Below are 12,862 nucleotides of genomic sequence, written 5' to 3'. Positions count from 1 at the left end.
TAAAGGGTAAATTTAAATATTTATGATGTGACCCCCTAGAAATTAGGGGGTAAAATAAAAAAATTATAAGATTATTAGAAAAGGCCTAGAAAAAATAATAAATTAGTAAATAATCACCCGTTTTTTATCATTCCTATATGTGGAATTCCATCTTCCAGGTATTCACTTCCCTCTTTTTTAAATCCATGGGCTTCATAGAATGAAATAAGGTACGTTTGCGCTGAAAGTTTAATTGAAGAGGTATTATATGTGTCTTCGATAGCTTTTATAGACACTTTCATTAAGTCGTGTCCATAGCCATATTTTCTTTTCTTTTCAGAAACAACCACCCTTCCTATAGCAGCCTCCTTAAAATAAACTCCTGGAGGAAAGCATCGAGTGTATGCTATTATTTTACCTTTCTTTTTACCAATAATATGCAGGGCTTTATCATCTTTCCCGTCAATATCTTGGTAGACGCAATCTTGTTCGACAACAAAAACTTCCGAACGTAATTGTAAAATATCATAAAGATCTTCTACGGTTAATTGCTGAAATGTTTTTACGGTTATTTCCATAATTAATCTTGAACAATAATGTCTTTAGCATCATCTTTTTGATACTCTGGCTGGATATTAACATGGTTAATTCCAAATTGATGATATAAAACTTCTTCTACTTTATTTAAGATATCATCAAATTGTGAAAGCGTAATATCTTCATAAAAATCGATATGAGCTTCCAAATGATTCTCCTTTTCATTGAGCTGCCAAATATGCATATGGTGCACATTTTTTATTTCTGGAAAGGCTGAAATAGCCTCTCGTATTTCTTTCAAATCCACATCTTCTGGGCTAAAAAGCATTAACACCCTAAAAGAATTCTTTAATAAATCGTACCCCATTGCGATAAGATAAAATGCAATAAGCAAGGTAAGAACACTGTCTACCCAAAACCAATTAAAATATTTCATTAACAACCCCCCAATTAACACGGCAACAGATGCAGACATATCGGTTAATAAATGGAGATATGCAGATCGCATATTCATATTGTCTTTTGAATCTTTTTTAAGAAGTAAAACTGAAAATCCGTTAGCAACAATTCCTAATAATGCTAGCCAAATTACTAATCCACTTTCAATTTCTTGTGGATGAATAAAGCGAACAATAGCTTCATAAATTAGATACAAGGCCACAATAATTAATGAAGACGCGTTTACAAAAGCTGCAATAATCTCAGCGCGTTTGTACCCAAAGGTTTTATCGAAGGATGCTTTCTTTTTAGAATACCGATTAGCTATATAACTAACGATTAAAGAAAGAACATCGCTAAAATTATGAAGCGCGTCTGATAGTAATGAAAGACTACCTGATAGAATTCCTCCAATTACCTGAGCAACGGTAATAATAATGTTTAATAAAATAGAAATAAACAAATTCCTCCCTTTAGTATCATGAGTATGATGGTGATGGGAGTGGGAATGTGCCATGTTTATGGAGTTATGAACAAGCGATTTTATTCACGCGATTTTGGTGACGTCCTCCTTCAAAAGGAGTGTTTAAAAAAGTTTCAACCATGGCAACCGCCTGTGGTTCGCTGGTAAACCTAGCAGGAATACTTAAAATATTAGCATTATTGTGTTGGCGTGCTAATTCTGTAATTTCTTTAGTCCAACACAGCGCTGCACGAACTTTTTGATGTTTATTAGCCGTCATAGAAACACCATTACCACTTCCGCAGATAAGGATTCCAAAATCTACTTCGTTATTAGAAACAACTTTTGCAACAGGATGCACAAAATCTGGATAATCTACACTATCGTTTGTGTTGGTCCCAAAATTAATAACTGCGTATCCTTGAGCTTCTAAATGTTTAACAATGGCTTGTTTATATTCAGTTCCTGCGTGATCGTTTCCTATAGCTATTTTCATAGTAAAAAATTTATACAAAGATACATTTTATAAAGACTATATATTTAAGGATAGTAATGAAAGTTTTTAAAGAACTTAACTTTCAATACTTTACTATTTCTTAACCTTTACCTGATATTTAAGTTAACAAGTATGTTCATATTTGTTAATAGAATTTCTATAAGAATAGTTGGTAGTTTCCTCGAGATTATCAATATGAAAAATTTAATGGATTCTACAATATTTTAAGTCTTCAGTTATTGTAAATTTTTCAGACCAGATAGTTAAGTTAACCACATTTTTATCACAAAAACTTTTTAAAAATTTAGTGTTTAATTATGTTGTTCACAACTGTCAATTACTTTTAAAATAGTCTTGTTTTTCAGCTAATTGAAATACTGAAAATATGTTAATAAAGGTCTCGTAAAGGGTAATAACTAAAAATAAAAGGAGAACATTAAAAAGTTATACTACCTATTAACAAACTATAATAACCATCATTTTTTTAATTTAAATTTCAATAAAAAATAAAGATGATTATATACTTGTTGAAAACTACTTTTAAAGAAATTTTATACGATTCGAAGATCTGGATTGTTTTTCCATTTATCTAAAATGAATTCTGCTGATGGAATATCTTCTTCGTGAACTTTTAACCGGATTCCTCCTATTGCGTTGGAATGAAAAGGAAGTACCCAAATCATGGTTTCATTTTGAAACACATAGCGTATTTCCTCTTGTTCCAAAAGCAATCGAAGTACAGCATATTCTGCTGGATACGTGAAAATTGCAATGGTTTTGAAGTGTTCCATGATATTACTAAATTACTAATTCTATCCTAATTATAGGAAGCTATTGTACTAATAAACGTACTTTTACAAAAATCATATTTTTGACATATGCGGAAAAGGAAAAAAGGAGGAAAAAAACAGCAGTCTGCTCACTTTACAGAAAACATCCTCACCATTCTTCGAAAGGAACACACTCAATCTTTTAACTATAAACAAATTGCAGCGAAATTAGGATTAAACGATCCTAGTAGTAGAAATCATATTGTAAAAAGTCTTCAACGATTAAAAGGAGAAGGATCTATTCAGGAAATAGAAAGAGGTAAATATATTTTAACACCTTCTAAAAACTACCATACCGGAGTCATGGATATTACTTCTCGAGGGAAAGGATATGTGATTGTGGAAGGCTTGGAAGATGATATCTCCATTGGAAAAAAACATTTAAACAAGGCCTTGAATGGTGATATAGTGGAAGTCTATGTTTTTAAACGTAAGCGAAGTGGAAAACTAGAAGGAGAAGTCACAAAAATTATAGAAAGAAAAAGGACGGAATTTGTTGGAACCATTCAGGTTTCAGATAAATTCGCCTTTGTAGAATGCCCAGGATATAGCATGTATACAGATATTTTTGTACCTAAATCCAAAATTAATAAAGCCCAATCAGGAGACAAGGTAATTGTGAAAATGGAAGGTTGGGAGGCGCATAGCGATTCCCCAATTGGAAGTATCGTTCGTGTTTTAGGAAAAGCAGGAGAACACAATACCGAAATTCATTCTATTCTAGCACAATACGGTTTACCGTATGAGTTTCCAAAGGAAGTAGAAGATTATGCAAATCAGTTAGATACTTCCATTCAGCCAGCTGAGATTAAGAAAAGACGAGACATGCGAGAGGTACTTACCTTTACCATTGATCCAAAAGACGCAAAGGATTTTGATGATGCGTTATCCTTTCAAAAACTTAAAAACGGAAATTATGAAATAGGAATACATATTGCCGATGTGTCACATTATGTAAAACCAGGAACCATTCTTGATGATGAAGCATACGGAAGAGCAACCTCAGTTTATCTTGTAGATAGAGTAGTACCTATGTTACCCGAAATTTTAAGTAACAATGCGTGTTCACTTCGGCCTAATGAAGAAAAATATACGTTTTCTTCTGTGTTTGAAATGAATTCTAAAGCGGAAGTAGTCCATAAATGGTTTGGAAGAACAGTTACTTATAGTGATGCTCGCTTTGCTTATGAAGAAGCTCAGGAAATTATTGAAACAGGAAAAGGTTCTATTTCTGAAAAAGTTTCGCTTACAGGAAAAGCCTATTCAGTCGATTCTAAAATTACCGAAGCTGTTTTAGAATTAGATCGCTTAGCAAAAATCCTTCGGAAACAGCGTATGCATAACGGCGCTATTTCTTTTGATAAAGTAGAAGTTAAATTTGTTTTAGACGAAAATAATAACCCTGAAGGGGTGTATTTTAAAGAAGCAAAAGATGCTAATAAATTGATTGAAGAATTTATGCTTTTAGCCAACCGAAGTGTGGCAGAATTTATTGGAAAACAAACCCCTAAAAAAACCTTTGTATATCGTGTTCATGACGAACCGGATGACGATAAAATTGCAGCTTTAGAAAATATAATTAAACGTTTTGGGTATAAATTAATTACCCGCGACAGAAAAAGTACTGCTAGCTCGTTAAATAAATTATTAGAAGATGTTGCTGGTAAAAAAGAACAAAACTTAGTTGATACGTTGGCCATTCGAAGTATGAGTAAAGCGGTGTATACCGTAAATAATATTGGTCATTATGGCTTAGCTTTCGATTATTACACTCATTTTACATCGCCTATTCGCCGTTATCCAGATGTGATGGTGCATAGACTATTACAACAGTATTTAGATGGAGGAAAAAGCGCTTCAGAAGATAAATACGAATTACAATGTCGCCATTCAAGTGATATGGAAGGACTTGCTTCAAATGCTGAGAGAGATAGTATAAAATATATGCAGGTGAAATATATGATGGACCATAAAGACCAAGAGTATTTAGGTGTTATTTCTGGTGTAACCGAATGGGGAGTGTATGTAGAAATTATTTCAAATAAATGTGAAGGTATGGTGCGTGTGCAGGATTTAAAAGACGATCACTACACATTTGATAAAGATGAATTTGCGGTAATTGGAAGTAAAACCAAGAATGTATATCAACTTGGAGATGAAGTATATGTAAAAGTTAAAAACGCCGATTTGGTTAAAAAACATCTCGATTTCACTATGTTGGGACATAAAAAAGATGTTAAATAAATTTTTGTATTTTCAGTAGCTGTAAATGCGTACAATGAAAACTGTTTTTTACTTTATTATTATTTCTTTTTTATTGATTTCCATGGGTTGTGAAAATCAAAAAGAAATCAGTTCTATCAACCCAGTAAATTGGGATAAAAGAGCTATAAAATACAATCCAAATGATTCGCTGTTAAGTGGATCAAGTTATCTTTCAGTTTACTCAGAAATTTATAGTGAAACAGAACATGCTACTATTAATTTAACCGCAACAGTAAGCCTTAGAAATATTAATAAAAGAGATACTATTTACCTTGAGAAGGCCAGCTATTATAATACCCACGGAAAGTTAATTCGAAATTATTTCAGCAAACCTATCTTCATAGCACCTTTGGAGACCGTTGAGATTGTTATTGATGAACGCGATAAAGAAGGAGGTTCTGGTGCTAATTTTATTTTCGATTGGAAGATTAAACCTAATACCCACGAACCTTTTTTTGAATGTGCCATGATTTCTACATATGGGCAGCAAGGATTGTCGTTTACTACACAAGGGATTAGGATAAATTGATTTATTTATTGTAACAATTCTAAACTTCTTACATCTTTATAGAAATTAAAATAGAACATCATGAAAATTTTGAGCACCATTTTTTTAGCAATTTTAACTACCAGTGTTTTTTCTCAAGAAATTATCACTAGGGAAGTTGGAGATTTTAATGAATTAAAAGTGTACGATTTAATTGTTGTGACGCTTATTCAATCTAATGAGAACAAGGTTGTTATAAAAGGTGAGGACAGCCAAGATGTAAACATTGTAAATAAGAACGGCACCTTAAAAGTGAAGATGGAGGCCGAAAAGATTTTTAGAGGAGAAGAAACTTATGTAGAAGTATATTTTAAAAGTATTGATATTATCGATGCTAACGAAGGATCTTATATTGTTGGAAATGAAATGATTTCGCAAAATACGATTGAACTTCGCGCTCAAGAAGGAGGTAAAATAAAAGTAGGATTGGAGGTAAATCATACTAAAATTAAAGCTGTCACTGGAGGTATTGTTGAAGCTTCGGGGGTATCAAAAAGTCAAGACATCACTTTAAGTTCTGGTGGAATTTTTGAAGGTCGTGACCTTAAAACCGAAGACACTACTATTGGGGTTACTGCTGCAGGAAAAGCAGATATTTATGTGTCAAACAAGGCAGATGTTAGAGTAGCCGCCGGTGGGAATGTTAATATTTATGGTAATCCAAAAACAGTAAGTGAAAAGACATTTGCAGGGGGTCGTATTAAAAGGATGAATTAACTTATTTCTACCACCTCTTAATTCCCTTCTTGTCAAAGGAGGGAAGGGGGAAGCTATATTTTTTCTAAAACCGTTAAACATCCATAAACAAATTCGTAATTTTAAGGCATGTTTGACGGTTTGTTATATGCTGCCTTGTACGGATTTCTGTTAGCATTTGCTATTGGGCCTGTATTTTTTACACTTATAGAAACGAGTATTACCAAAGGATTTAAAGCTGGATTATTCTTCGATTTAGGCGCGCAAACGGCAGATATTATCTTCATATTAATTGCCTATTTTAGTACAAGTAAGATTTTAGAGCGTGTAAAAGATGACCCAGGATTACTCATTTTTGGAGGCGCTGTTTTAATTGCTTACGGAATAATCTCATACATACGCACAGCAAAATCATTCATTAAAATTGTTAGGGAGCACTATGCGGTGAACGTAAAAAAGGATTTAGGAGGTCTTTTTCTGAAGGGATTTTTACTCAATTTTGTAAATTTTGGTGTACTTGCGGGTTGGATTGGGACCATAATTATGGCAAATGCTTTAACTACTTCAGAAAATGGCGTATTCTTTTTTCTTGCAACGGTATTAGCGACTTTCTTCTTAACAGATTTATTAAAAATATTCCTTGCAAAAAAGCTGAAAAGCAAAATGACACCTCGGTTTATTTATAAAACCAAAAAATGGGTGAGTATACTTATTTTAATTTTTGGGGTAATGATGTTACTTCAAGGTGTTTTTCCAGATGAAGTTCAAAAGGGACTCGATCGAATTCCAAATGCTTCCGATAAAATTGAGAATATGACAAAATAAAAAAAGCCCTCACTATAGTGAAGGCTTTGGAGGCGTCTAGCGGATTCGAACCGCTGTACAAGCTTTTGCAGAGCTCTGCCTAGCCACTCGGCCAAGACGCCAATTTATGTTGGCAAATATAATAAGATTCCAATGAAACAAAAGAGGAATTACTATTGTTTTCTTTTAAAACTATCTTTTAGATTTCATCGTCACACTAACTTCAGCCACATCACCCCCAATGGGTGGGTTTACTTTAGCGACACTTACTTTCACTTGAGAAACTAGAGGAATTTCAGAAAATATAGCATTTATAATTCGATTTCCTACGTGTTCCAAAAGCTTACTCCTAAGGGCCATTTGCTCTTTCACAATTTTATTTAAATGCACATAGTCTACGGTATCACCAAGCCTATCCGTTTTGGCCGCCGTAACAAGGTTGGCTTTAACAGTGAGATTCACCAAATAATCGCTCCCAATTTTTTCTTCTTCTGTTAGGCAACCGTGGTTGGCATAAATGCGAATATTTTTAAGTCGAATGGTACTCATTTAAAAACTTTTTGCGAAGATACTTTATTCAGTTAATTATTTACCTTTGCAATAGGTTTAAAACGTGTCTGTTCAAGCATTATTTGAAAATTCAATACTTTTGATTTTGCGAATATTAGCGCAGTGTTTGAGAACTTAATTGGAAAGGTTAGACACTTCAAAAAACCCCGAGACTGCGCTCAGGGAGACATTACAATTATGAGTGAAGAACGAAGTCTCAATTTTATTGAGCACATTATTGAAGAGGATTTAAAAAATGGATATTCAAAAAGCGAATTATGCTTTCGATTTCCTCCAGAGCCCAACGGATATTTACATATTGGTCATGCGTCCTCTATTTGTTTAAATTTTGGCTTAGGGATAAAATACAACGCGCCTGTTAACTTACGTTTTGACGATACCAATCCGGCAAAAGAAGAACAAGAATTCGTTGATGCTATAAAAAGAGATATTTCTTGGCTAGGATACACATGGGCCAACGAATGTTACGCTTCAGATTATTTTCAACAACTATACGATTGGGCCGTTCAATTTATTAAAGACGGAATGGCATACGTAGATTCACAATCCTCGGAAGAAATTGCAACTCAAAAAGGAACACCCAATACTCCTGGAACGGCTAGTCCATTCAGAAATCGTTCTGTAGAAGAAAATTTGGAGTTATTCGAAAAAATGAAAAATGGCGAAGTTGAAGAGGGCGCTCATGTATTGCGTGCTAAAATCGATATGGCTTCATCTAATATGTTGATGCGCGACCCAGTTATGTATCGTGTATTAAACAAACACCACCATAGAACAGGAACCGATTGGAAAATCTTTCCAATGTACGATTGGACTCATGGGGAAAGCGATTATATAGAACAAGTGTCACATTCGTTCTGTACACTCGAATTCCTACCCCATAGAGAGCTTTACGATTGGTTTTTAGACCAAGTGTACGATAAGAATAAATTACGCCCTAAACAGCGTGAATTTGCACGTAGAAATTTAAGTCATACAGTTGTAAGTAAAAGAAAACTGTTAAAACTAGTTCAAGAAGGCGTTGTGACCGGTTGGGATGATCCACGTATGCCAACCATTGCTGGTTTACGAAGACGAGGCTATACGCCGGATTCTATCAGGAATTTTGCAGATAGTATAGGTGTTGGAAAGCGTGAAAATTTAATTGATGTTTCACACCTCGAGTTTAATGTTCGTGAGGATTTAAACAAAAAAGCGTCGCGTGTGATGGTGGTTTTAGATCCAGTAAAATTGGTTATCACAAACTATCCAGAGGGCGAAACCGAATGGTTAGAGACCGAAAATAATCCCGAAGATGAAACGGCTGGAATGCGTAAAATTCCTTTTTCGAAAGAGCTATATATTGAAAGAGACGATTTTTTGGAAGAAGCTAACCGAAAGTTTTTCAGGCTTACTTTAGGCAAAGAAGTTCGTCTAAAAAGTGCCTACATAGTAAAAGGGGAAAGTGTTGTAAAAGATGTTGAAGGGAACATTACTGAAATACATTGTACCTACGACCCCGATTCTAAAAGTGGAAGCGGCACCGAAGCTTCTCTTAGAAAAGTAAAAGGGACCCTACATTGGGTTTCTATTAAAGATGCTTTACCAGTAGAAGTTAGGATGTACGACAGACTATTTACTGAAGCCTCTCCAGACACTCAAAAAGACAAGGATTTTATGGAGTTTGTGAATCCTAATTCTTTAGAAGTTATCACAGGATATGCCGAGCCAAGTCTAAAAGAGATTAATGAAGGAGATCATTTTCAGTTTCAGCGTTTGGGATATTTTGTAGTCGATAGGGATAGTACTTCTGAAAATAAAGTTTTTAATAGAACAGTGCCTTTACGAGATTCTTGGGCAAAACTTACAGAATAGAAAAAGGCACTTCGAAAGCGCCTTTTTTATTAATAGTTGATATCATCATTGCTTCGTGGTGGGGTTCTTTTTTTCTTTGTGTTGCCTATACCAGTAGCTTGATTCTGTTTTTTCATTTCCTCTCCAATTTGGTTGCTCGCCACAAAAGAAGCAATCATATTATTTAACATATCACTTCCTGCTTGTGGGGAATTAGGAAGTAGAATTAAGTTAGTATTGGTTTCTTCCCCAATAGATTGCAATGTGTCGTAATGTTGTGTTACTACAATCAATGCTGAAGCTTCTTGAGAATTAATACCTACATTGTTTAATACCTCTACAGATTCTTCAAGACCACGAGCAATTTCTCTACGTTGATCTGCGATACCTTGTCCTTGTAGTCGTTTACTTTCTGCTTCTGCACGCGCTTTAGCAACAATTTTAATACGCTCTGCTTCTGCTTCGTACTCTGCCGCCACTTTTTCCCGTTCCGCAGCATTTATCCTGTTCATTGCTGCTTTTACTTGTACATCGGGATCAATATCGGTCACTAATGTTTTAATAATGTCATATCCATAATCAATCATAGCTTCATTCAACTCTCGTTTTACTGCAATTGCGATATCGTCTTTTCTTTCAAAAACGTCATCTAATTTCATCTTTGGAACTTCGGCTCTCACCACATCAAAAACATAGGATGTAATCTGGTCGTGAGGGTTTTCTAATTTGTAAAAAGCATCGTATACTTTTTCTTTTAATACTTGAAACTGTACCGAAATTTTAAGCTTTACAAAAACATCGTCTTTTGTTTTTGTTTCTACTAAAACGTCTAATTGCTGAATTTTCAGGTTAATACGACCCACAATACGGTCAAATACTGGGATTTTAAACTGTAAACCTGAAGTTCGTATACTTTGAAACTTTCCAAAGCGTTCTATTATGGCTGCTGTTTGTTGTTTTACCGTGAAAATAAACATGAGTAAAACGAAAAATGCGAAAATTAATACTGGAATTGCTAAAATACCGCCCATAGTTTTGTTTTTATTGAATTACTGTTTGAAGATACAAAATTAAAGCTACTTTTGCCCCTTAAAAATTGCTATTTGATGAGTCTAAAAAACCTCTTTTTTGTTACTATTTCCCTTTTCTTTTTTTCTGAAATTACCGCCCAACGAAATTATGATGAATATAACCAACTAGGAATTTTTGGCGGCTTTAATATTTTTGATATTAATACTTCAAATTTCAATACGAACTCAGGAAATGGTTTTTCTGCTGGATTTGTTACTCGTGGGGATGTGTATAATAATTTCGATTTAGAATACGGAGTGAGTTTTCATCAAAATCAATTGGGAATCTTTGGTAGAGACTTTGCCAATCCGTTAAATAATTTTGACGAGCAATATATTAATTACGAGCTTTCTAGTGTCCAAGTGAAATTGTTAGGTGGATATAACATCATTAGACACCATTTAAGTATTGACGCAGGCCCTGTTTTAAATGTAAATGGGAAACTGAAGTTAAAGGATGAATCTTTTAATAACTATGTCTTGGACGGATATGATACCCTAAAGGCATCTGATATTGATAATGTATCTAGGGTACATTTTCATTTGGCCACCGGAATTACAGCAGGGCTTAAAAACTTTAAAGTAAATGCCCAATATCAATATGGGGTGAGTAATTTGTTCGATAGGTTTAATGACCAAGAGGCCTTATCTTCAAGTAAACCAGAAGGAGGGTTTAAAGGAAATACGTCCACAATAATTATTGGAGCGTATTTATACTTTTAGCCTATAGATTGAATCGCCTTTTGGATTCTTTCAACCGCTTCTTTTTTCCCTAAAATAGCGATTATCTCAAACACATCTGGACCTTTCATTTCTCCCACTAATGAAAGTCGTAACGGCATCATAACTTTTCCAAACCCAATACCTTCTTCCGTAATCCATCCTTTTACTTTTTCGGAAAGAGTGGCGGCCGAGAAATCATCCATTTCATTTAATATGCCAACTACTTTTTGAAGCAATTGCGGCGTATCTTCTTTAAAGGATTTTTGCGCAGCTTTTTCATCATAGGATTTCGGAGCTTCAAAAAAGAAACTGCTTTGCTCCCATAAATCTGAAACAAAGGTGGCACGTTCTTTCACCAAAGAAACAATTTTTGCCACCTCGATTGAAGGAAAAACATTTTTACTCCCCAAGAGATTTGTAAATTGTGAAACCAAGGTTTCTTCATTTAATTCCTGAAGATAATGATGCTGAAACCATTTTGCTTTTTCGGGATCAAACTTTGCCCCGGCCTTATGTACTCTTTCTAAGGAAAAGGTATTGATAAGTTCTTTTAAACTAAATATTTCTTTTTCCGTTCCAGGATTCCAACCTAATAGGGCCAACATATTTACTACTGCTTCTTGTAGATAGCCTTCTTCGCGATAGCCTATATATAATTCATTTTGAGTTCTCCATTCTAGTGGATAGACTGGAAATCCACCTGCTTCTCCATCTCGCTTACTTAATTTTCCTTTTCCAACGGGTTTCATAATTAAAGGAAGGTGTGCAAATAGAGGCGCCTCCCATCCAAAAGCATCATACAACAACTGGTGTAAAGCCAAAGAGGGTAGCCATTCTTCTCCTCGAATCACGTGGGTGATTTTCATGAGATGGTCATCCACAATATTGGCCAAATGATACGTTGGCATTCCATCACTTTTAAACAGCACTTTATCGTCTAAAATATTGGTGTCAATTTGCATTTCTCCTCGAATGATGTCATTTAACTGAAGCGTTTTGCCTTCAGGTGATTTAAAACGAATGACATATTCCTCACCAGAAGCGATTTTCTTTTCAACTACTTCGGGAGAAAGCGCAAGCGAATTTTTTAGTTTTAGGCGATTGTGCCAATTATAGATAAAGGTTTTGCCGTTTGCTTCGTGGTCTTTCCGGTGTGCGTCTAACTCGTCTGCCGTATCAAAAGCATAATAAGCTTTTCCTTCAGAAATCAACTTATTTGCATATTCTTTGTATAAATACTTTCGTTCACTTTGGCGATAGGGACCACAATCCCCTTCTTTATTAGGGCCTTCGTCATAAGGAATATTAAGCCAGTTTAACGCTTCAACAATATACTCTTCGGCGCCTTCAACATATCGGGTTTGATCGGTATCTTCAATACGAAGTAGAAAAGCGCCACCGTGTTTTTTTGCAAATAAATAATTAAATAATGCCGTTCTTACCCCTCCAATATGTAAAGGACCAGTTGGACTAGGAGCAAAACGAACTCTAACTTTTTGAGACATAACCTTAATTTGAGTGGCAAAGGTAGAAATTGTTTAAGTTTTCTCCTTGGTGAGCCGCTAAAAAGAATTGAAACATGTAAATCTTTCCCAAACGCGCTTATTAGGT

General features: G+C 34.7%; 13 protein-coding genes and 1 tRNA gene. 6 read left to right on the top strand and 8 right to left on the bottom strand.

Annotated features, from left to right (window positions below):
* Window positions 1-113: 113 nt before the first annotated feature.
* From KXJ69_RS04150 to KXJ69_RS04135, 4 genes are all read right to left on the bottom strand, one after another.
* The gene (locus tag KXJ69_RS04150; protein WP_219051568.1) at window positions 114-557 is read right to left on the bottom strand and encodes a GNAT family N-acetyltransferase; all 444 of its coding nucleotides are present in this window, start codon (window positions 555-557) and stop codon (window positions 114-116) included.
* 2 nt (window positions 558-559) lie between these two features.
* Window positions 560-1,471 (bottom strand): cation diffusion facilitator family transporter, encoded by a 912-nt coding sequence (locus KXJ69_RS04145; RefSeq protein ID WP_219051566.1) that lies wholly within the window; start codon window positions 1,469-1,471, stop codon window positions 560-562.
* 10 nt (window positions 1,472-1,481) lie between these two features.
* Window positions 1,482-1,913 carry a ribose 5-phosphate isomerase B gene (gene rpiB, locus KXJ69_RS04140; protein WP_219051564.1) on the bottom strand — a complete coding sequence of 144 codons (432 nt, stop codon included), beginning with the start codon at window positions 1,911-1,913 and terminating at the stop codon, window positions 1,482-1,484.
* A 551-nt stretch (window positions 1,914-2,464) separates the two neighbouring features.
* Complete coding sequence (locus KXJ69_RS04135) at window positions 2,465-2,704, bottom strand: DUF2007 domain-containing protein (RefSeq protein ID WP_219051562.1); 240 nt, start codon at window positions 2,702-2,704, stop codon at window positions 2,465-2,467.
* 87 nt (window positions 2,705-2,791) lie between these two features.
* On the opposite strand from KXJ69_RS04135, the gene rnr reads away from it, so the two are divergent.
* From rnr to KXJ69_RS04115, 4 genes are all read left to right on the top strand, one after another.
* On the top strand, window positions 2,792-4,987 hold the full coding sequence (gene rnr, locus KXJ69_RS04130) for a ribonuclease R (RefSeq protein WP_219051560.1): 2,196 nt from the start codon (window positions 2,792-2,794) through the stop codon (window positions 4,985-4,987).
* Window positions 4,988-5,021: 34 nt separating this feature from the next.
* Window positions 5,022-5,537 (top strand): DUF3124 domain-containing protein, encoded by a 516-nt coding sequence (locus KXJ69_RS04125; protein WP_219051558.1) that lies wholly within the window; start codon window positions 5,022-5,024, stop codon window positions 5,535-5,537.
* Window positions 5,538-5,597: 60 nt separating this feature from the next.
* On the top strand, window positions 5,598-6,272 hold the full coding sequence (locus KXJ69_RS04120; protein ID WP_219051556.1) for a head GIN domain-containing protein: 675 nt from the start codon (window positions 5,598-5,600) through the stop codon (window positions 6,270-6,272).
* 108 nt (window positions 6,273-6,380) lie between these two features.
* Window positions 6,381-7,076, top strand: a complete 696-nt coding sequence (locus tag KXJ69_RS04115) for a LysE family translocator (RefSeq protein WP_219051554.1) — start codon at window positions 6,381-6,383, stop codon at window positions 7,074-7,076.
* Between the two features lie 27 nt (window positions 7,077-7,103).
* Here the strand turns inward: KXJ69_RS04115 and KXJ69_RS04110 are convergent.
* Window positions 7,104-7,177: transfer RNA gene (locus KXJ69_RS04110), tRNA-Cys, on the bottom strand.
* A gap of 70 nt (window positions 7,178-7,247) precedes the next feature.
* The gene (gene folB / locus KXJ69_RS04105; RefSeq protein WP_219051551.1) at window positions 7,248-7,604 is read right to left on the bottom strand and encodes a dihydroneopterin aldolase; all 357 of its coding nucleotides are present in this window, start codon (window positions 7,602-7,604) and stop codon (window positions 7,248-7,250) included.
* Window positions 7,605-7,802: 198 nt separating this feature from the next.
* Between folB and KXJ69_RS04100 the strand changes: the two genes are divergently transcribed.
* A complete protein-coding gene (locus tag KXJ69_RS04100; RefSeq protein WP_255571183.1) occupies window positions 7,803-9,479 on the top strand; it encodes a glutamine--tRNA ligase/YqeY domain fusion protein in 1,677 nt (558 codons plus the stop codon).
* Window positions 9,480-9,508: 29 nt separating this feature from the next.
* Here KXJ69_RS04100 and KXJ69_RS04095 read toward each other — a convergent pair whose 3' ends face one another.
* Window positions 9,509-10,489 (bottom strand): SPFH domain-containing protein, encoded by a 981-nt coding sequence (locus KXJ69_RS04095; RefSeq protein WP_219051549.1) that lies wholly within the window; start codon window positions 10,487-10,489, stop codon window positions 9,509-9,511.
* A 75-nt stretch (window positions 10,490-10,564) separates the two neighbouring features.
* Here KXJ69_RS04095 and KXJ69_RS04090 point away from each other — a divergent pair, with 75 nt between their 5' ends.
* A complete protein-coding gene (locus tag KXJ69_RS04090) occupies window positions 10,565-11,251 on the top strand; it encodes an outer membrane beta-barrel protein (protein ID WP_219051547.1) in 687 nt (228 codons plus the stop codon).
* On the opposite strand, the gene gltX is transcribed toward KXJ69_RS04090, so the two are convergent.
* Window positions 11,248-12,756 (bottom strand): glutamate--tRNA ligase, encoded by a 1,509-nt coding sequence (gene gltX / locus KXJ69_RS04085; protein ID WP_219051545.1) that lies wholly within the window; start codon window positions 12,754-12,756, stop codon window positions 11,248-11,250. The two genes, KXJ69_RS04090 and gltX, sit on opposite strands and share 4 nt — an antisense overlap.
* Window positions 12,757-12,862 lie beyond the last annotated feature (106 nt).

The organism is Halomarinibacterium sedimenti (genome assembly GCF_019312585.1).
In the GTDB taxonomy this organism is placed as follows: Bacteria; Bacteroidota; Bacteroidia; order Flavobacteriales; family Flavobacteriaceae; genus Halomarinibacterium; species Halomarinibacterium sedimenti.
The sequence above is the reverse complement of the archived record's forward strand: the minus strand, read 5'-3'. Positions and strand labels throughout refer to the sequence as shown.